Here is a 17,163-nt window from a genome sequence, read left to right as displayed (position 1 = left end):
CCCGGGCCTGCCCCGGATAGGACTCCCCATGCCCACAGAAACCCAACTTGAACAGCGAGTAGCTGCCCTTCAGTCAGATCTGAACGAAAGAGATCAGCGCATAGATGAACTGGTCGCCCAGTTGGCCGGGCGGGATGCGCTACTACAGCAGGGCCTGGCAATGATCAATCGCGGCATCGTCAGCTTTGACGACCAGGTCGAGTACAGGCAGAAGCTCGCCGCCCTATCCGCCAGCGCAGATCTAGCAGCCCAGCCCGTGCCGACCGTTCCCGACGGCTATTGCATCATGCCGAAACGGCTCACCGCCGAGAACGGCGCCAAAGCCCTGCTGCTTGGAGAGTTCAAGCTGCAATCCTCGCACGAATGCCCGGAATGCCGAGAGCTTGAAGAGCCGTCTGAAGGCTGCGAAATCTGCGACGGTGAAGGGGAATATGGTCAGAACCACGTTCTCCCCTGGGACTTGATCAAGTTCATCTACAGCAAGGCGGTAAAGGGCCTGGCCGTGAAGGCTGAACCAGCCAAATTCTGACAGGAGTACATTTGCACTCCACCCGCGAAAACCTCACCCCTCCCCCACATTCAAGTCAGCCGCTATAGCGGCCAAGGACGAAGTCATGCCTGAAATAAAAGAACGGCCGATCCTGTTCTCGGCGCCGATGGTGCGCGCCATCCTGGAAGGCCAGAAGACTGTCACGCGGCGGCCCATGAAGGTCCAGCCAGTGCTGAAAGGTAAACTTTGGGAAGTCTATGGCGCGGGATGGGGCGACGGCATGACCAGCGTCCCAGCAATGCCTGGACATAGCCTTTCCTCAAACTGCCCCTATGGGCGGCGCGGCGACCGGCTGTGGGTACGCGAGAGCCTCGGCTATGACTGTGAATACGGTCACTACTTCGCCGCTGGCGGAAAGCATGGCGAAACGGTTTATCTGTGCTCGCTGTTCGATGATGAGGGCGCTCAGACAGGCCCAAGCTATGACGGCCTGCTGCCCGAGCGATCCGTGCCAAGCATCCACCTGCACCGGCATTACAGCCGCATTCTGCTGGAGATCACTGACGTCCGCGTCGAGCGGTTGCAGGAGATCACGCCAAGCCAGTGCATAGCCGAAGGGGCATGGAGAATAGAGGACAAGGCGCTCGGACGCGGCCATGAAGCTGTGGCCGCGTTCAAAGACCTCTGGCAATCCACTGGCGGCGACTGGGACGCCAACCCCTGGGTCTGGGCCGTCGAGTTTCGGAGGGTACAGCCATGATCCTCCCCCTCCTCTAAATTTTTCGGCAGATTTTTACTCCATACCAAGCTATTTTTGATTCAAGGCCATCTTAAAAAAACAAGAACTTTCCGGCTTTGACCGTGTGCAAGGCAGCACAGGTATCGTTATGGAGGAGGAAACATGCAGCGCCAGCTAGAGCATCCAAAAAAAATACTGATCAAGAAGAAAGATGCGCTCTTTGAGGTGCATTGGGACTACCAGAATGCGCCAAACACACTTGCTCTGCGCACTCAATGCGAGCGGCTGGACGGTTTTTTAGACGGCTTCATTGATGGGGCTTTGACCGCCTTAGAGATCCCCGCCAAGAACATTTACCGGATAGGCAGCTCAATCGGTACAGCTAAAAACCTTGAAGAACATGTAGCGATTAAACTGGCAACCATCCTGACTGATCTCTTTCGACCATTGCTGAAGGCAGAGCCGAAGAGTCTTTACACAAAAGCCAGTCTGCACCACCTTCGCGACCAGCCTGAGTACTGCAAAAGCGTTAGCTTCGCCCCAAGAGTAGGAACATAGCCTTACGACCAATCACGCGGCGAGGGTATCTGAAGATATATACGATACTCCGCCGTCACTCACCAAGCTCCGCGGCCGTAGGAATTGGGCACAAAGTTACCCTAGCGCTCGTAAGCAAGAAGAGATCATCGACCGCATTAACAGCGGCTACAAGAACTGAAGAGTCCGCCCGGCCCGGGTAGCAGTCACCATCATCCGTGATGGGCAAGACATAGACCGGACGAACGCAGAAACAGTGCCACGGCGCAACGCCGGCGGCGATCAGCACCATCCGAAACACCCCACTCAACAATCGGAAAGCCTGCCGGCGATGGCGGGCGAGGAGTTCCTATGCCCCAAGAAAAGAACGCATTCCGCGAGACCGCTATCGAATTGATCTCGGAGATGGCGCAGCACCTGCCGCTCGACTGCGAACTGCTCGTCGTGGCTTGCCGTCCTGGCAAGAAAGACTTTGACCTGGTGCTGCCATCGCCCGAGTCCAATTTGAACAACGCTCTGGACGCGCTGCGCCGTAACGGCCTGAGCATCGACGGCGACAACGCCTACAAGCGCGATCTGTGCGACTCAATCGTCGGGGCCTTGGCCTTCGGCGCACAGAATCGGAACCCGCCACCGACAGGTCACTGGGGTCAGCAATTCTGGGAGATCGCCCGTGAGGAACGCGCGCTCACTGAAGAGATGCTGGCCGCCCTCCAGGCCGCGCGCGATCTCTGGGGCGATTACCTCCCGCCCGGGAACAGCAACGCGATGAAAGCGATGAAGCTCGTCGACGCAGCGATCGCCAAAGCCAACCAATAACCACCTTCTGCCGCCAAGCGCGGCGTGGAGATCTGTATGAGTATTATCGAATTTTTGAGTCATGACGAAGTGTGTGAACTGACTGGCGCAAAAACAAAAGCCAATCAGATTGCCGTGCTTTGCAAAAACGGTATCAGGCACACCATCAAGCGTAACGGCTGGCCCTGCGTCACTACCGCAGCACTGATTGCGGGGAAAGTGGAACTACCGACAGGGCGTGCCAAGTGGCAACCGCGTAAGGCTGGATAATGGGCAGAAAACCGACACTTCCCGGGAGCGTCCCTCGCCTTAGGCTTCGCAAGCGCGGGAACAAGATCTACTACCTCTACGACACTGGAGGCAAGCCGCGAAAGGAGATTTCCCTGGGGACTGATTACGGTTTGGCCATCATGGAGTATGCCAAGCTCGAGCAAACAAGAACCGCATCAGCACTGGCACAATCAGTGATGACCTTTGCCTATGTGTCCGACCTCTACATGAGCGAGGTCGTCCCTACCAAGTCAGCAGCCACCCAGAAGGACAACAAGCGCGAGCTGAAAAACCTTCTTGATTTCTTCAATGACCCGCCGGCCCCGCTGGAGGATATTGAGCCGCAACATGTGCGGCAATACCTACGGGAACGAGGAAAGACCGCTCCGGTTCGGGCAAACAGGGAAAAGGCGCTGCTCAGCGCTATTTGGAACTTTGCACGCGAGTGCGGATATACCGCGCTGGCCAACCCCTGCGCCGGAGTAAAGGGGCATAAGGAGACCGGCCGTGACGTGTACGTCGAGGATGAAATGTTCGCAGCTGTCTATGCGAAGAGTGATCAGCCACTGAAAGACGCCCTGGATCTTTTCTATCTAACTGCACAGCGAATCGCCGATACGCTGAAAATGGACGAGAGGGACATCAAGGATGGAAAGCTTGCAGTTGCCCAAAGCAAGACCGGAGCCAGGCGCAGGATTGAGGTAATTGGGGAATTAAGAGTCGTGATTGACCGCATCGCGGCCAGGAAGGCGGGCTACAGGGTGAGATCTACTCGACTTGTAGTGATGGAGGATGGACAGCCTATGACAAAGAGCATGCTGCGCAAGCGGTTTGACGATGCTCGCGAAGCCGCCGGAATTTCTAAGTCAGAGTTCCAAATGCGAGACCTACGGGCCAAGGCGGCCACGGATAAAGAAGAATCTACAGGGAGCATACGCGAGACGCGCGACCAGCTTGGGCACACCACCGTAAGCATGACAGAGCAGTACATTCGCAGGCGTCGCGGAGCCAAGGTTACGCCGACGAAATAAGAGAATTGCGGAAAAGTTTTTTTGATTGCGGAAAAAAGAACTAAGGGCTTGCATGAGGTATGTCATGCAAGCCCTTGAAATAGATGGTGCCCGAAGCCGGAATCGAACCGGCACGCCCTTACGAGCGGGGGATTTTAAGTCCCATGCGTCTACCAGTTTCGCCATTCGGGCGGTAGCGCGATAACGCGACACTGGAACATCCAATTGGCAAAAGCCATCCAGCGCTTGAAACAGGGAGTGGAATATATACATCCAGTCCTTGTGAAGCAAGGTTGATCGGGGCAAAAAAGCCCTCTTCCCCGCTCACCGCTACAGCTGAAAAAACACGGTAAATCATGGATCTACAGCATCAGCTCGGCCAATAACAGCGAGCGTGTACAAGACTTCGCACGCCGTTATCCGCGGCGGCAAGCCTAACATGAAGGTTTTTTACAACCAACTGATTTATAAAGACTTATTGATTTCAGTTGGCCTCGGAAAAGACTGGCAAGGGCCAACACAATAAGCGTCCTACCCCATGGCAAGGCTCAAGCTTCGGCGGCAAACCCCAGGGAAAGCTTGAGGCCTTCCTCTTTGGGTGCGGCCTGCTCGGCCTGCAAATGGCTGGAGAAGTCCTGCTCTACCTGCACTTCACTGCCCTTGAGCTGGGCAATGCCGCGGTTGTGCTCCAATACCTTTGCAAGTTGGGCGTAGGTGTAGTTGGCAGGGGGGGTATTGCCGATGTACATGGAAGTCTTCCTTGAAATCGAAGCAGCCTGCTGTGCAGGCCAAGATGCGCTGATGCCCTCGATTGACACAGGGATCACTCAAAGGGCGCCAGGTCTGCAATATACAGCCTGCCTCGCTGGCAGGGCACATCGGCAGTCAATGGAGTTCGCCCAATACACATGACCTCGCCATCCATGAACCGGTAAAGAGTCATGGGTATCGGGCGAACGGTTCAACGCTATGCCCTCGCAATAACATGTTCAACTGTCAGCAATGACACAACGATGCCATTCAACCAGCGTAATGGGTAAATGCCCCGGCAAAGGCTCTGCGGCCGGCTCGAAGCTCGGTTCGCAATTCGCCAATCAGGTTGGAGATGTCCCGCACACTGGTGAGTTCGGCAGTTGAAACGCCCGTCAGCAACAAGTCCACTCGACCGGATTCGGCATCGTAGATCTTAATCGCCAATGAGCCGTCGGGATTTACACTGCAGGCGCAGGAAAGGGGGAGAAAGCCGGATTCCAATATGTGGCAAAGCTCGCTGGTGGAGAGCATGGCTTTCTCGTCTGTAGGAGATTCTGGGGATTTTTCCCATTAAGAATAGGCCAGCTCCCCGGCAGGCGTGTCAAAAAAAACACAGAGAACTGTTAACTGTCTCGCAGTTCTCGCCCAGGCTTGCAGCGACTGCCAGCGCTCCCGGCTCCAAGGCGTATCAGCGCGCTATACATGTTTCTGCCAACTGTGTAGGTTTCGATACATGAACCTTCAGCCCTGTTGCCCATCGATTATTACCGGCCTCGTCAGCAGGCTGGGCTAGCGGCTGTCCAAACCGCTTTCAACCCGCCTCGAAGGTGGGATTGGTGACCACTCTTCTGAGGCCATCCCCAGGAGACGCTGCATGAATCACTCATCCCCCGCTGTCTTGCACCTGCTGTGCGGCAGGATCGCCTCAGGCAAATCCACCCTGGCCCAGCAACTGGCACAGGTTCCCGGCAGTGTATTGATCTGCGAAGACCAATGGCTCGCTCAGCTGTACCCGGACCTCATTCATTCGGTCGCGGACTATCTGCTCCATGCCCAACGCCTGGGGAACACACTTGGCCCATTGGTGGTTGCCATGCTGCAGGCCGGAACCAGCGTGGTACTGGACTTCCCGGCCAATACCCTGGTCCAGCGGGCGGGGTTGCGAGCCTGGGCCGATCAGGCTGGCGTCGATCATCAATTGCATGTTTTGAATGCCGATGAAGACACTTGCCGCGCCAGGCTGCGCGAGCGCAACCAGCAGGGGCATCATCCCTTTGCCACCAGCGAGGAAGAGTTCGAACTGATCTGTCGCTATTTCGTGCCGGCGCAGGCAAGCGAAGGGCTTCACATCGTGAATCACTGACCCCATGGTCGGTAGCGATCGGGCCTTGCGAAGGCAGCGATCGCCGACCTTGGCCGAAAAGCGCTTTGAAAACAGCCAGGTAGGCAAATTTCAGGCAAAAAAAAGCCCAAGCAGCTGATGGACACTTGGGGCTAAAAATGCATAAACCGTGGTAGGTGAACGCAGGGCTATAGTAACGGAACGGTACATTCTGTAACAAGATATTTTGAGCAAAAAAACGTAAATAAAATCACCTAAGTCATTAAATATCCACACTTTTTTTGAGTCATTTGATTTTCGAGCCGTTCTTTTCAGCGATGGAAACCACACCTGGAACGCTGCCGACAGGGACCTGCTGGCAGCGTCACGATCAACCCTGCGGCTTTAAACGAAAATGCGCTGAAAATTCACATAATCGCAACAGACAAGCCATTATCGCCCCCTTAAATTGCCGGCACTTGCCTGAATGGAACGTGCTGGTATGAACGACTTTCTCGATGCCCTGCCCTTGTTGCTTTGCCTAACCACCTTCGCCTGGTGCTGCTGGGGTTAACCTTCACCACCGTTGCAGCCGGCCTGAAACCTTCCTCCCAGCCTGACTCTCCTCCCCCCCGCCACCGCAGTTCACACCCTCTCGGGGACATCGCTTTCACTGAACAGCCTCAAGCCGATAGTCCGCGCACGTTCCAGGTGGGGCTGCGGGTCCCCCGCTTCCGAATCGAACAGGAGTTGCGACGTCAGCACTCGGGCCCCGCAGTAGTCGAAGATCCCGTGATCGATCTGGGTTTTCATCGCATCAAGATAACCATGACGCGCATAGGTGCCAGCATCGGCCCCCGCAACCCCCACCAGATGCACCCGCAGGTGCCCGAGCTTTTTCACCAGTTTGGCCTCTGCCTGATAATCAAAGGCCCAGCCATTGGCAAACACCCGGTCAATCCAGCCTTTGAGCAATGCCGGCATGGTCCACCAATAAACCGGATAGACCAGCACCAGGGCGTCGGCACGATCAATGCGTGCCTGCTCGGCAACGACATCGGCCGCAGGTCCAGCCTGGGTACGATGCACGGCAATATCGGCAGCGCCGAACCGCGGTTCGAACCCTTCAGCCCAGAGATCGGCAATCTCCCAGGTAGATCCAGATGAAGCCTCCAGGCCCTTGGCAACCTGCAAGGCGAGTTGATGGGTAAGGGACTGCGGGTCGTGATGGGCAACAACAATAAGGGCATGCATGACAGTGCTCCTGCGAACGGATTGCGCTGAATGATCGAGATTAATATACTTTTAGTAAGTTAACGACGATAAGTTACTTTTGGTATATAAGCATGTCAAGCCATTCGAATTCCGCGACCTCGTCACGACGACGCCTGTCGCGGCAACAGCGGTTGCAACAACTGATGACCATTGCCTGGCAGATTGTTCGTGAGCTGGGTACAGAAGCCCTGACCCTGGGCTACCTGGCCGAGCAGGCCGGAGTCACCAAGCCTGTTGTCTATGACCATTTCGCCAGCCGGGCGGTGCTCCTGGCGGCGCTCTATCAGGATTTCGATCAACGCCAGACGGCCTTGCTCGATCAGGCGCTGCAGTCCGCAGTGCCTACCCTGGCCGCTCGTGCTGGTGTTATCGCCGAATCTTACGTCGATTGCGTACTGCTCCAGGGCCACGAGATACCGGGCGTCATCGCGGCACTGGCCAGCTCGCCTGAACTCGAAGCCATCAAACGCGACTACCAGGCAATTTTCCTGGAAAAATGTCGTGAAACTCTGCGGCCCTTCGCCACTGGCGGGATCATCACAGCCGCTGGGCTACGGGCCATGCTCGGCGCCGCAGAAGCCCTCTCCCATGCGGCGGCCCTTGGGGAAATCACTCGGGAGCAAGCCCGGGACGAGCTCTGCGCCACCATTGTGGCAATGGTCGAAAGAGCCCGCGCCACCGTTTCCGATACTGGCCAATAACCTGGGCCTCGACGGCCAGCCTCGAAGCCTCACGCCAGGGAAAGAGGCTGTGCCCTCCAGCTCATTGCCGAAACTGGCCGGACTGTCCTGCGCTCCAGCCCTCGCCGGCGGGATCGCGTAGACTGCACACACCACTGTTTTTACTGGTCGCCGGCCAAGCGCACCGCCTTCATGGAGAACACCCATGTCAACCCAGCCATCCATCGGTCCTCTAGCCGACTCGCCCTTGCCGCTCCAGGCTGACAAACCTGAAGCACTGCCACTCGCCCCGGACACCCTCGAGCTCGACCCTGAGGCCACCAAGGTGCTCTCGGTCTTTGACTTCGACGGCACCCTGACCCGTCATGACAGCTTCGTGCCCTTTCTGAAGTTCGCCTTTGGCCACCGACAGTTCAACCGGCGAATGCTCAGGCTGGCCCTGCCCAGCTTGAACTTCCTGGCTCGGCGGGTTGACCGCGATCAGCTCAAGGCGCAGTTGATCAGCACCTTCCTCACAGGCATCGAGGCGACCTGGCTCGAGCAACAGGCAGAAGCCTTCTGCGAGCAAGCCTGGTCTCGCCTGATGCGCCCGGCCGGCCTGCAAGCGGTGGCTGGCGAGCTTCGTTCAGGGGCGCTGGTCACCCTCTGCTCGGCGTCACCTGCCCTGGTTCTGCAACCGTTCGCCAGGCGCCTCGGGATCAAGCTGATCGGCACCGAACTGGAGGTGATCGACGGCATGCTGAGCGGGCGTATTGCCGGCCATAACTGCCGATGCGAGAACAAGGTGCTGCGCCTGGAACAGGTCTACGGTCCGTTGGGCCAGTATCGACTGCGGGCCTGGGGTGATACCCGCGGCGACCGAGAACTGCTGGCGGCGGCGCAGGACGCACACTGGCGACACTTCCACCCTGCCTGGCGTCGCGGGCAGCGCACGCGCTGACGCCTTGCGGCAAGGACCACAGAACAACCGACCAACGGCGCGGTACCAGGAAAAAGATTCGCTATACCCAACAGCAAGCGCCCCTGCGCTGATGCCCAGGGGCAGAAGCGGCGCAGGCAGATCATGGACATGCGCCGCCCACCAGGGAGAAGGCCTGCCACTATGAAATCTCATGGCTATGTGCTGCGTACCCTCGCCGTGTTGCTGGCGGCTGGGGCACCCGCCGTGATCTTGCTGGTCCACCCTGACCCTCCCTCAGCCGCGAACAAACTCGATTGGCCACGCCTCGCCGCCTGGGCCAGTTGCCTGCTGGGCATGTTCGCGCTGTTTGTCCTGGCCGGCCTGAAGATCCGTGGCCGGGTACTCGGGGTGCTGATCGACGAGCGCAATCGCTATTCGCTCTCGCGCCTGCAGATGACCCTGTGGACCCTGCTGGTACTGGCCACCCTGTACACGGTGTACATCGCCAACATTGTCCGCGGCGACGCCACCACCGCGTTGATAGTGGACCTCGACTACAACCTGATTGCCTTGATGGGCTTCAACCTGGCCAGTTTTGTCGGCGCCCCCATGGCACTGAGCCGTAAAGCCGAACAACCGGCCAGCGACAATGCCCTGGCGACCACCAGCCAGCAGTTGCTCGACACCCAGAAGCTCACCGCGCCGCCCTCGGCAAGAGGGCAAGTCCTGACCAAGAATGACCCGAAGGACGCACGCCTGGCCGATCTGATTCGCGGCGAGGATGTAACCAACGCAACCCTTGTCGACCTGCCCCGCCTGCAAATGCTGCTGATCACCATGGTCGTGGTATTCGTGTACGGCGCTGCGGTCGGTCATAGCCTGGGGTCGGGCGACTGGCTGCTGGAGACGTTGCCAAAGCTGCACAACACCCTGCTGTTGCTGGCCCTGATCAGCCACAGTGGCTATGTGGTCGGCAAGCTGATCCCGAGCAACCTGACCCCCAACCCAGCTCCGGTGCAACCCGGCCAGCCGGTCAACGCAGCTGCGCCCCAGGGACAAGCGCCGCAACCCGGTGTCAATTCGCTATAGCCCCCAATCGTTGACGCATGCTGGCGCTGGCGGCGGGGCCGGCCTGCACCGTGCAATCCGCCAACGGCACCCGATCACCGCTGGCGATCTCCACCATTACCGCCTGTACCGGCCGCCCGCTCTTGCGCTCGACAATCTGCACGCTTTCACCTTCTGGTGCGAAATGACGATTGCCCCAGGCCACGAACGCCATGAGCACTCCCCGAAAATCCTCACCCTTGGCCGTTGGCACATATTCGTAACGCAAAGGTCGCTGACTGTAGGCCTGGCGCTCCAGTAGCCCCGCCTCGACCAGAGAGTTCAGGCGACGGGTCAGCATGTTCGGGGCGATGTCCAGGCTGCGGGAAAACTCGTCGAAGCGTCTCAAGCCATGCAACGCATCGCGCATGATCAAGATACTCCACCACTCCCCCACCCGTTCCAGGCCACGGGCGATTGGACATTCAGCGTCCAACAGACTTTTTCGTTGCATGACCGACTCCTGCGATGCACCTCGAACATTTGTGGATTCGGATGTTACTTTCATGATGATAGTATCGTCCACGTTTCGTTAATCCCCACCCACGCAAACTGTAGGAGCAGGACCGGCATGAGCAAACGCATCGTAGTCACCGGCATGGGCGCAATCACTCCCCTGGGTTGTGGGGTCGAGCAGGTCTGGCAACGCCTGCTGGCGGGACAGTCCGGCATCCGCTCATTGCCAGAGGAACTGATCGGTGATCTGTCGACCACCATCGGTGGCCAGGTTCCAGACTCGCTTCAGGACCCGGAGGCCGGCTTCGATCCGGACCAACTGCTGGCCCCCAAGGAACAGCGCAAGATGGATAGGTTCATCCTCTTCGCCCTGGCAGCAGCAGAAGAGGCCCTGGGCCAGGCCCGCTGGAAACCCGATACCCCGGAAGCCCAGGAACGCACCGCCACCATCATCGCCTCGGGCGTGGGCGGCTTCCCGGCCATTGCCGAAGCCGTACGCACCACCGACAGCAAGGGGCCGCGGCGTTTATCGCCATTCACCATCCCGTCATTTCTGAGCAACATGGCTGCCGGCCATGTATCGATCCGCCATGCCCTCAAGGGGCCATTGGGAGCTCCTGTCACCGCTTGCGCTGCCGGGGTCCAGGCGATCGGCGATGCCGCGCGGATGATCCAGGCAGGAGAGATCGACATCGCCGTCTGTGGTGGAGCGGAAGCGGCCATCCATCGGGTCAGCCTCGGGGGCTTTGCCGCGGCCCGGGCCCTGTCCAGCGAATACAACGACACTCCGCCGCGCGCCTCGCGCCCCTTCGACCAGGCCCGGGATGGCTTCGTCATGGGCGAAGGCGCCGGCCTGCTGGTCATCGAGGAGTTGGAGCACGCCCTGGCGCGTGGCGCCCAGCCTATCGCCGAACTGGTGGGCTACGGCACCAGCGCCGATGCCTACCACATGACCGCCGGCCCGGAAGATGGCGACGGTGCTCGGCGCGCCATGCAGCAAGCCCTGCGCCAGGCGGGTATCGACGCCTCCCAGGTCCAGCACCTCAATGCTCACGCCACCAGCACCCCGGTCGGCGACAAAGGCGAATTGGCCGCCATCAAGCGCGTATTCGGCACCAACAGCGGCTTGGCGATCAGTGCCACCAAATCCGCCACCGGCCACCTGCTAGGAGCTGCCGGCGGGATCGAAGCAATCTTCACCATCCTCGCCCTGCGGGACCAGATCGCCCCCGCGACACTCAACCTGGAGAACCCCGACAGCGCCGCCGAAGGCCTCGACCTGGTTCGCGGCGAGGCGCGCAAGACCCCCATGGACTATGCCTTGTCCAATGGCTTCGGGTTTGGTGGAGTCAATGCCAGCGTGCTGTTCAAGCGCTGGAAATAGAACGCCTCTTTCAAGGCGAAGGCTCGGCGTTGAGGTTTCAGTCATCACCGACTGAAACCTCAACTGCCGTCAGAAATGAGCACAGCCTTGTGCCTTGGAACAAGGTGTTCACAGGCTCAATCAGTGCAAGACATCATTCAGCACTTCATAGATAAGCCCGCTGGTAATCGCTACCAGGACCAGGTCCGCGCCAGCTTGCCGCCACTCATACCCCTCATAGCGGGGCAACTGCCCTAGCAGCCGACTGTCCAGCTTCTTGGCGATTCCTGGTGGCAGGGGTTTTCCTCGCGCCAGGTTCTTCTGGATACCGGGAGGCAGCGCCGGCCCAGGACTCCAGTAATCACGGTGCCCACCGAGTATGCCGAGCACGTTGCCTCGATCGATGCGCGGGCCCTGATTCCAGTCATCAGCGTTTGATGGCTTGCCCTTACCCTGGCCTCGGTGATCGACGGCGTCGTGCTTGGAGTGGCCCTGCCCCTTGCCGTTTCCCGGATCGGCCAGGGCAATGGGTGAACCCACCGCCAGAAACAGACAAGCCAGCGCGGTCATGAACCAACGGGACTTGAGCATGTGGATGCTCCTGCAAAAGCCAATGTCACACTCAACTGTAGACGGTGCCGCCGGATTCCTCGGATCAACACGCCACCAGGACTGAGAGACAGGTTTGATGATCAGGCCAATGAGTACCCATTGGGCGAGCATCAAAGGGAGCAACTGTACTGATACTCAAAGGGAAACATCACCGTATCCACCACCGCCGAGAACGGAGCGTCCAGCGCCAGGAAGGGCCAAAGGATGCCGTTGTTGGCCTTGGCCAAGGCCCAATCCATTCGCACGCCTATATAGGGGCAGGTCTGGGGGACCGTTCGCACCAGCAACGCGGTACAGCCGCTGATCGATAACACCAGCACCAGCAACACTAGACTTCGTACCACGTAACGTCCTTATTACCGTCATGAATGACTGCTGTAGACGCCGCCGCGCCCGCCAGGTCACTGCTCCAGAGCCCCGCAAGGTCAGCAACCAGCAGGTTGGTAGTCACAATGCATCTGCAGGCTTTCCGTATGATTGCGATGAATCTTGAAACCGCACTGCCTCAGGGCGTCCATCACCTGCTCCACCACCGTGCAATGCCGCGCCTTCAACCGGGCCTGACGCGCCGGCGAGGTAAACACCCCCAGAGGGAGAAAGCGCAGTCGCCTACCGTTGAAGACAATGGACACATCGACATGAGAGCCATCCAGGTCATGCCCATTGGAGCCGAAGATATCGTCCAGCTCATCTGTTCTGTCCGGATAGCACAGGCAAAACAACCTGATGCCCAGCCAGCGCGACAGGGTTCGGAAGAACCCCAGGTGGCTGCTCTTGTGCTCATAGCCTCGGGTCACCAGCAAACGGATGGAATCGGGCAGCCTGGACTGGGCGCTGAGCAGTTGCCCAAAGACCTCCCGGTCCAGCAAAACCCTTGAGGACGGCCATCGAGGTGCCACTCTGAGCCCCTGGTTGTCGCCCTTCGTCAGTATCATCATGGCGCTACGCCCCGGTCATTTTTGCAGCCCGGGATGGTACACATACAGGCACCACCAATGCTGAAATACATCGTCGGTACCTTGGTGTATTTCGCCCCTCGACGCTCGCTGCTGTTTCCCGGTGACAGAACACCCACGATTTCGTTATCCTGATAATGGCTCATAGCCATTACCCATGAGAACAGTGACCGCAGGGGCTGTATGTACGATTTAACGAATCTGGTCATTGTTGATAACAGCTTCGGACTCAACGTCCTCCAGGTCACCGCTGACTTGGTCGCCGGCGCCTTGAATGAGCTGATAGCAAGCTCGGCAGAAGGTGCCGATATCACCCAGAAGCTCGACTATTCCATTCTGACGATCTACCAGGACAAGCTCGAAGCGGCCATTCGCAACATGGGCCTGCCGCCTCTGTCCATCGCCACTGCCGAGAGCCTTTGCTGACTGACAACGGCCGCAGCACAGCAGCGTGCCGGCACTCGCAGCCCTCCGCCAAGGAGCCCTTCAGTCGCGCAGGCCAACTAGCGCTTGCAGCCGTACTGTCGCCACAGCCGACGATAGTGGCCTGGTAACACCAGGCCAAACCCATTACATTCCCCCGCCGCGCCCCTCCCTAAACGATTAAGGACAAATCGAAAATGAAGCTTGTTTTTGCCATTTCCCTGGCCGCACTGGCCCTGGTCGGCTGCGATAAAAAAACCGAGCCGGTACCGGCCAGCCAAGCAGCAAGTTCCTCTGCGCAGTGCTTCAAGGACACCGACTGCAAAGGCGAGCGGATCTGCGAATCCGGCAAGTGTGTTTCTGCACAGGAGGCTCCTGGCCTCAATCAGCGCCCTGCCGCGACTCTTGCCCCACAGTCGGCGCCGGAAGCACCTCGCATGAGCTATGTGCCGCTCATCATCAGCGGCGATGACATCGGCGGCACCTTCACCACCAGCATCCGTGAAATGGGCGGCTCGGCAATCAACTATGTCTCCCGTGCCGGTGTCGTCAACGTGATGGACTACGTGGTTGAAGACCCGGATCTCACTGGATACGTCAGCGTCGAGAAGGCCTATGCCTTCGGCGGCAAGTACCTGCTGGTGGTCTCCACCGGGGAAAGCGGCATGAGCTGCCCTGCCACCACCTACGCCTTCACTTTTGACAGCGCGACTGAATCGGTGACAGGCAAGGCCGCCATCGATGGCTGCTCGGAAATGGTAGAAAGCCTGGCCGATGGCAACAAACTGATCGTCAAGAAAGATGGCGCGCAAAGCGTTTTCTACAATGGCGATGTGAAGTAAGCCCTGCGCGGCCTGCTGATCCCCGTCAGCGCCGGGAACACCCCGGCGCACTCTCGCGACCTGCCCGGGCCATGGCCCGCCCTTCAGCCGAATATCAGCACCAGGTACCAGGCAACCAAGGCACCTGACACCACGCTGTGGAGAATCAACAGGTCACGCATTCCGCGTGTCCTGCCGCTGACCATCCAGTAGGCAAAGACCAGCGGGTAGCACAACAGGCAGGTGACTCCCAGCGCCATGATCGCCAGGGCCGTCCTCAGGCTGGGGAAGAAGCCTGGCGGGCTCATCAGGCAGCCGACAAAAGCGATACCGCCCAGCGTCACGATGATGATCAGGAATGCAACGATAACGCGCTGCACGTCGGTTCGGTTATCCATCACTCTGTGCTTTCCATCCTTTTGCCTGCGATGATCTTGACCTCGGTGCCTCGGCTCGACTTGCTGTTCCGGATGCCCTGCAGGCCTTGTCACCAACAACGTCGTGACAACGGTCAGGATACCCCCGCATGGGCCGCCCATTGCCTCATATCCTGAAGGGATAGGTTACCGCCACAGACAACCAGACCCATGACCGCGTCGTCAGCAAGCCTGGAAGCGCTGGCAATGACCGCGGGCACAAGCGCCGCCGAAGCCAGCTCAACGCATTACCCGGCCTTTTGCGCGAAGGACATCATGGCCTCGATCGCGCCCTCGTCAGAGACCACGACCCTCTCCTCCAGGTAGTGGCCGACGTGGGCCAACAGCAACTCATCATTGCGCAAGACTCCCGGCGTCCGCGCCTGGCCAGCCCGGCTGCACCCAGCCGCTGGCGCGGTGAAAACTACAGGAAAACCCTGGACATGCGCCAGCCATGAACAGGCACGGCGGGGCAATCGACCATCCCGAGAGAACAATCGCTGCGTTTGCGAAAGTGGCGCTCCCAGGTGATAGGCTGATCGCCCTTCATCGCCAGGACACCTTTCCAGTGACACCTATCATCTGCGCCAATGAATTCGATATCTGTGTCTCAATGCCCGACTTCGTGACCTGGGCAGAAGACGAACACCTTCCCAACGCCGATCTGGCGGCCGCACTGAAGTGCATGGGAATCGCCCTCGACATCATCGAACTCTATACGCGCTACTTCGACGCCACCCCGGTCGGCACCGGCGATGTCCATATCTATCCCGGTACTGAAAGTGCAAGCCTGTTGGTCATCGACCTCTACAGAGACCCGACCGACCAACTGGATATCGTCAGCGTCTCGCTGAAGATTGAGCCTGCGGCAATGCCTTTGGCCCTGCCCCATCTGCGGGGCTTTTTTGACGCGGCCGAGTGCCAGGTTGCCTTCAGGCAATCGAGTCACTCACAGCAGTTGCGTTCGCTGATCGATGAAAGCCGATACCCCGCCCCCGTCGATGAAAGCGGATATCAGCAACAACTGATTGCGCATATTTGACGACGCCGCCGCAGCAGCTGCGGCATTTGCCGATTGACTGGGTCGCCCGTGCAGGCCCGAGCTGAGCCGGGCCTGCCGGACGCCTTACCTCAAGGGCATTCGCAGGTAGACGGGCCAAACACCGGGCCGCTGCACGGATCCTTGGACGGTCCGAATACCGGGCACGAGGCTTGCGCAGTCAAAGAAAAACCCCACAGCAACACAACAGCCAACATCACTTTCTTCATTAGCGACCTCCTGGTCAGTCATCCAATCACCCGTTCCCCCTGACGAGGGTACGGAAGCTCATCAAGGGCATTCGCATACCGTAGGCCCGAGCACCGGACCGGCACAGGGGTCCTCTCCAGGCCCCAGCACCGCGCAGTCCGCCTGCGCCGTCAGCGAGAACATCCACAGCAACAACGACGCCGCCAGCATTTTTCTTTTCAACTTGACCTCCTTGGTCGAGGTATCGACAACGATGGGTGCCGCCCCTGTCACCAAGGGCAGGCACACGCCCATAGCAAGGCCTGGCGCCAGGCAGATCAACCCGCCTGCCGCCAAGCCCGGAACAGCAAAGACCAAGGTCATCGATTGCGCCAGTGTGGTGCATTGTCGCGCCTGCCCGGCCGACCACCCGCCAGGCCACCACCACCGGACAAACAACCCCGTACTGGAAATGCCAATATTTTTCAGATTATCTTTGGCCGAAAATCCAGGAACACAAGGAGTCTGTGTCATGCCTTCAATCAAGCTCGGATGCATTGCCCTCACGGTGCTGGCCATCAGCGCCTGCGCCACCTCGACCACCCGCACCGAATCCAATGACGTCCAGGTCGCCGCTCAAAAGCTGGTTGGCCAGCCGGCCAAGAACGCCTTCCAACTGTTCGGCAAACCCGACCAGGGCATGGGGCCCTCTTCCTATGGCAGTGGTGGCTTCTACCTATGGAACCGGGTGCAGACCCATACCACACCAGAGAAGGTCTTCGTGCAGACCGGCGTCGAGTACGTCGGCCAACAGCAAACCTGGGTAGGCATTGGTGGCGGCGGAGTCGGTGGCATGATGCCGGTGGGGAGTGAAGCGGTTTATCGCAAGACCGGATATGAGGAGAACCGGACGGTGCTCGATTACTTCTGCAGTATCACTCTGTACACCGACAATCGTGACGTCATCACCGGCGCCAGCGTGATTGACTGCAAAGACAAGCGCTGAT

The 17,163-nt window shown here is 59.0% G+C and carries 24 protein-coding genes and 1 tRNA gene; 15 read left to right on the top strand and 10 right to left on the bottom strand.

The genetic code is table 11. The features are described 5' to 3' along the window. Positions 1-28 precede the first annotated feature (28 nt). From U873_RS34815 to xerC, 6 genes are all read left to right on the top strand, one after another. The gene (locus tag U873_RS34815; RefSeq protein ID WP_025129943.1) at positions 29-529 is read left to right on the top strand and encodes a hypothetical protein; all 501 of its coding nucleotides are present in this window, start codon (positions 29-31) and stop codon (positions 527-529) included. A gap of 85 nt (positions 530-614) precedes the next feature. Further along, entirely contained in the window at positions 615-1,250 is a 636-nt protein-coding gene (locus U873_RS0120055) for a hypothetical protein (RefSeq protein ID WP_025129942.1), read from the top strand. A 141-nt stretch (positions 1,251-1,391) separates the two neighbouring features. Beyond that, the gene (locus U873_RS0120050) at positions 1,392-1,787 is read left to right on the top strand and encodes a hypothetical protein (protein ID WP_025129941.1); all 396 of its coding nucleotides are present in this window, start codon (positions 1,392-1,394) and stop codon (positions 1,785-1,787) included. 330 nt (positions 1,788-2,117) lie between these two features. Beyond that, positions 2,118-2,585, top strand: a complete 468-nt coding sequence (locus U873_RS0120045; protein ID WP_025129940.1) for a hypothetical protein — start codon at positions 2,118-2,120, stop codon at positions 2,583-2,585. Positions 2,586-2,621: 36 nt separating this feature from the next. Continuing rightward, entirely contained in the window at positions 2,622-2,834 is a 213-nt protein-coding gene (locus tag U873_RS35340; RefSeq protein WP_081818687.1) for a DUF4224 domain-containing protein, read from the top strand. After that, a complete protein-coding gene (xerC, locus tag U873_RS0120040) occupies positions 2,834-3,865 on the top strand; it encodes a tyrosine recombinase XerC (protein WP_025129939.1) in 1,032 nt (343 codons plus the stop codon). The genes U873_RS35340 and xerC overlap by 1 nt, the downstream gene beginning before the upstream one ends. A gap of 84 nt (positions 3,866-3,949) precedes the next feature. On the opposite strand, the gene U873_RS0120035 is transcribed toward xerC, so the two are convergent. From U873_RS0120035 to U873_RS0120025, 3 genes are all read right to left on the bottom strand, one after another. Further along, positions 3,950-4,036, bottom strand: a tRNA-Leu gene (locus tag U873_RS0120035). Between the two features lie 356 nt (positions 4,037-4,392). Then, positions 4,393-4,593, bottom strand: a complete 201-nt coding sequence (locus U873_RS0120030) for a hypothetical protein (RefSeq protein WP_025129938.1) — start codon at positions 4,591-4,593, stop codon at positions 4,393-4,395. Between the two features lie 271 nt (positions 4,594-4,864). Continuing rightward, positions 4,865-5,128 carry a DUF1652 domain-containing protein gene (locus U873_RS0120025; protein ID WP_025129937.1) on the bottom strand — a complete coding sequence of 88 codons (264 nt, stop codon included), beginning with the start codon at positions 5,126-5,128 and terminating at the stop codon, positions 4,865-4,867. A 343-nt stretch (positions 5,129-5,471) separates the two neighbouring features. Here U873_RS0120025 and U873_RS0120020 point away from each other — a divergent pair, with 343 nt between their 5' ends. Next, the gene (locus tag U873_RS0120020; RefSeq protein WP_025129936.1) at positions 5,472-5,960 is read left to right on the top strand and encodes an ATP-binding protein; all 489 of its coding nucleotides are present in this window, start codon (positions 5,472-5,474) and stop codon (positions 5,958-5,960) included. Positions 5,961-6,563: 603 nt separating this feature from the next. On the opposite strand, the gene U873_RS0120015 is transcribed toward U873_RS0120020, so the two are convergent. After that, complete coding sequence (locus U873_RS0120015; protein WP_025129935.1) at positions 6,564-7,172, bottom strand: NAD(P)H-dependent oxidoreductase; 609 nt, start codon at positions 7,170-7,172, stop codon at positions 6,564-6,566. A 92-nt stretch (positions 7,173-7,264) separates the two neighbouring features. Between U873_RS0120015 and U873_RS0120010 the strand changes: the two genes are divergently transcribed. From U873_RS0120010 to U873_RS0120000, 3 genes are all read left to right on the top strand, one after another. Then, the gene (locus U873_RS0120010) at positions 7,265-7,894 is read left to right on the top strand and encodes a TetR/AcrR family transcriptional regulator (RefSeq protein ID WP_025129934.1); all 630 of its coding nucleotides are present in this window, start codon (positions 7,265-7,267) and stop codon (positions 7,892-7,894) included. A gap of 184 nt (positions 7,895-8,078) precedes the next feature. Beyond that, on the top strand, positions 8,079-8,813 hold the full coding sequence (locus tag U873_RS0120005) for an HAD family hydrolase (protein WP_025129933.1): 735 nt from the start codon (positions 8,079-8,081) through the stop codon (positions 8,811-8,813). 162 nt (positions 8,814-8,975) lie between these two features. After that, positions 8,976-9,863 (top strand): hypothetical protein, encoded by an 888-nt coding sequence (locus U873_RS0120000; RefSeq protein ID WP_025129932.1) that lies wholly within the window; start codon positions 8,976-8,978, stop codon positions 9,861-9,863. On the opposite strand, the gene U873_RS0119995 is transcribed toward U873_RS0120000, so the two are convergent. Beyond that, the gene (locus tag U873_RS0119995) at positions 9,850-10,335 is read right to left on the bottom strand and encodes a helix-turn-helix domain-containing protein (RefSeq protein ID WP_025129931.1); all 486 of its coding nucleotides are present in this window, start codon (positions 10,333-10,335) and stop codon (positions 9,850-9,852) included. The genes U873_RS0120000 and U873_RS0119995 overlap by 14 nt on opposite strands. 117 nt (positions 10,336-10,452) lie before the next feature. Here U873_RS0119995 and fabF point away from each other — a divergent pair, with 117 nt between their 5' ends. Next, a complete protein-coding gene (gene fabF / locus U873_RS0119990) occupies positions 10,453-11,721 on the top strand; it encodes a beta-ketoacyl-ACP synthase II (protein ID WP_025129930.1) in 1,269 nt (422 codons plus the stop codon). Positions 11,722-11,841: 120 nt separating this feature from the next. On the opposite strand, the gene U873_RS0119985 is transcribed toward fabF, so the two are convergent. From U873_RS0119985 to U873_RS0119975, 3 genes are all read right to left on the bottom strand, one after another. Further along, entirely contained in the window at positions 11,842-12,291 is a 450-nt protein-coding gene (locus U873_RS0119985) for an anti-virulence regulator CigR family protein (protein ID WP_025129929.1), read from the bottom strand. Between the two features lie 131 nt (positions 12,292-12,422). Further along, positions 12,423-12,656: a YceK/YidQ family lipoprotein gene (locus U873_RS0119980; RefSeq protein ID WP_025129928.1), complete on the bottom strand. Its 234-nt coding sequence runs from the start codon at positions 12,654-12,656 to the stop codon at positions 12,423-12,425. Between the two features lie 81 nt (positions 12,657-12,737). Next, positions 12,738-13,250, bottom strand: coding sequence for a hypothetical protein (locus U873_RS0119975; protein WP_025129927.1), 513 nt, complete (start codon positions 13,248-13,250; stop codon positions 12,738-12,740). Between the two features lie 201 nt (positions 13,251-13,451). On the opposite strand from U873_RS0119975, the gene U873_RS0119970 reads away from it, so the two are divergent. Further along, complete coding sequence (locus U873_RS0119970; RefSeq protein WP_025129926.1) at positions 13,452-13,694, top strand: hypothetical protein; 243 nt, start codon at positions 13,452-13,454, stop codon at positions 13,692-13,694. A 194-nt stretch (positions 13,695-13,888) separates the two neighbouring features. Beyond that, on the top strand, positions 13,889-14,533 hold the full coding sequence (locus U873_RS0119965; protein WP_025129925.1) for a hypothetical protein: 645 nt from the start codon (positions 13,889-13,891) through the stop codon (positions 14,531-14,533). 83 nt (positions 14,534-14,616) lie between these two features. Here U873_RS0119965 and U873_RS0119960 read toward each other — a convergent pair whose 3' ends face one another. Then, entirely contained in the window at positions 14,617-14,910 is a 294-nt protein-coding gene (locus U873_RS0119960; RefSeq protein WP_025129924.1) for a hypothetical protein, read from the bottom strand. A 472-nt stretch (positions 14,911-15,382) separates the two neighbouring features. On the opposite strand from U873_RS0119960, the gene U873_RS0119950 reads away from it, so the two are divergent. Then, entirely contained in the window at positions 15,383-15,970 is a 588-nt protein-coding gene (locus tag U873_RS0119950) for a hypothetical protein (protein ID WP_256244617.1), read from the top strand. A gap of 288 nt (positions 15,971-16,258) precedes the next feature. Here U873_RS0119950 and U873_RS36190 read toward each other — a convergent pair whose 3' ends face one another. Continuing rightward, positions 16,259-16,399 carry a hypothetical protein gene (locus tag U873_RS36190; RefSeq protein ID WP_003083582.1) on the bottom strand — a complete coding sequence of 47 codons (141 nt, stop codon included), beginning with the start codon at positions 16,397-16,399 and terminating at the stop codon, positions 16,259-16,261. A gap of 289 nt (positions 16,400-16,688) precedes the next feature. On the opposite strand from U873_RS36190, the gene U873_RS0119940 reads away from it, so the two are divergent. Then, a complete protein-coding gene (locus tag U873_RS0119940; RefSeq protein WP_025129922.1) occupies positions 16,689-17,162 on the top strand; it encodes a hypothetical protein in 474 nt (157 codons plus the stop codon). Position 17,163: the final 1 nt, after the last annotated feature.

This window comes from Pseudomonas sp. PH1b, assembly GCF_000633395.1.
GTDB lineage: Bacteria > Pseudomonadota > Gammaproteobacteria > Pseudomonadales > Pseudomonadaceae > Aquipseudomonas.
This window is presented reverse-complemented; position numbering and strand designations above follow the sequence as displayed.

Excerpts from the sequence above, each read along its gene's own strand:
- U873_RS0119960 (WP_025129924.1), bottom strand. The coding sequence starts at position 14,910 with ATGGATAACCGAACCGACGTGCAGCGCGTTATCGTTGCATTCCTGATC.
- U873_RS0119950 (WP_256244617.1), top strand. The coding sequence starts at position 15,383 with ATGAACAGGCACGGCGGGGCAATCGACCATCCCGAGAGAACAATCGCT.
- fabF (WP_025129930.1), top strand. The coding sequence starts at position 10,453 with ATGAGCAAACGCATCGTAGTCACCGGCATGGGCGCAATCACTCCCCTG.
- U873_RS0120015 (WP_025129935.1), bottom strand. The coding sequence starts at position 7,172 with ATGCATGCCCTTATTGTTGTTGCCCATCACGACCCGCAGTCCCTTACC.
- U873_RS0120045 (WP_025129940.1), top strand. The coding sequence starts at position 2,118 with ATGCCCCAAGAAAAGAACGCATTCCGCGAGACCGCTATCGAATTGATC.
- U873_RS0120025 (WP_025129937.1), bottom strand. The coding sequence starts at position 5,128 with ATGCTCTCCACCAGCGAGCTTTGCCACATATTGGAATCCGGCTTTCTC.
- U873_RS0119995 (WP_025129931.1), bottom strand. The coding sequence starts at position 10,335 with ATGCAACGAAAAAGTCTGTTGGACGCTGAATGTCCAATCGCCCGTGGC.
- U873_RS0120030 (WP_025129938.1), bottom strand. The coding sequence starts at position 4,593 with ATGTACATCGGCAATACCCCCCCTGCCAACTACACCTACGCCCAACTT.
- xerC (WP_025129939.1), top strand. The coding sequence starts at position 2,834 with ATGGGCAGAAAACCGACACTTCCCGGGAGCGTCCCTCGCCTTAGGCTT.
- U873_RS0120000 (WP_025129932.1), top strand. The coding sequence starts at position 8,976 with ATGAAATCTCATGGCTATGTGCTGCGTACCCTCGCCGTGTTGCTGGCG.
- U873_RS0120005 (WP_025129933.1), top strand. The coding sequence starts at position 8,079 with ATGTCAACCCAGCCATCCATCGGTCCTCTAGCCGACTCGCCCTTGCCG.
- U873_RS0120055 (WP_025129942.1), top strand. The coding sequence starts at position 615 with ATGCCTGAAATAAAAGAACGGCCGATCCTGTTCTCGGCGCCGATGGTG.
- U873_RS0119965 (WP_025129925.1), top strand. The coding sequence starts at position 13,889 with ATGAAGCTTGTTTTTGCCATTTCCCTGGCCGCACTGGCCCTGGTCGGC.
- U873_RS0120010 (WP_025129934.1), top strand. The coding sequence starts at position 7,265 with ATGTCAAGCCATTCGAATTCCGCGACCTCGTCACGACGACGCCTGTCG.
- U873_RS0119940 (WP_025129922.1), top strand. The coding sequence starts at position 16,689 with ATGCCTTCAATCAAGCTCGGATGCATTGCCCTCACGGTGCTGGCCATC.
- U873_RS0120020 (WP_025129936.1), top strand. The coding sequence starts at position 5,472 with ATGAATCACTCATCCCCCGCTGTCTTGCACCTGCTGTGCGGCAGGATC.
- U873_RS34815 (WP_025129943.1), top strand. The coding sequence starts at position 29 with ATGCCCACAGAAACCCAACTTGAACAGCGAGTAGCTGCCCTTCAGTCA.
- U873_RS0120050 (WP_025129941.1), top strand. The coding sequence starts at position 1,392 with ATGCAGCGCCAGCTAGAGCATCCAAAAAAAATACTGATCAAGAAGAAA.
- U873_RS35340 (WP_081818687.1), top strand. The coding sequence starts at position 2,622 with ATGAGTATTATCGAATTTTTGAGTCATGACGAAGTGTGTGAACTGACT.
- U873_RS0119985 (WP_025129929.1), bottom strand. The coding sequence starts at position 12,291 with ATGCTCAAGTCCCGTTGGTTCATGACCGCGCTGGCTTGTCTGTTTCTG.
- U873_RS0119975 (WP_025129927.1), bottom strand. The coding sequence starts at position 13,250 with ATGATGATACTGACGAAGGGCGACAACCAGGGGCTCAGAGTGGCACCT.
- U873_RS0119970 (WP_025129926.1), top strand. The coding sequence starts at position 13,452 with ATGTACGATTTAACGAATCTGGTCATTGTTGATAACAGCTTCGGACTC.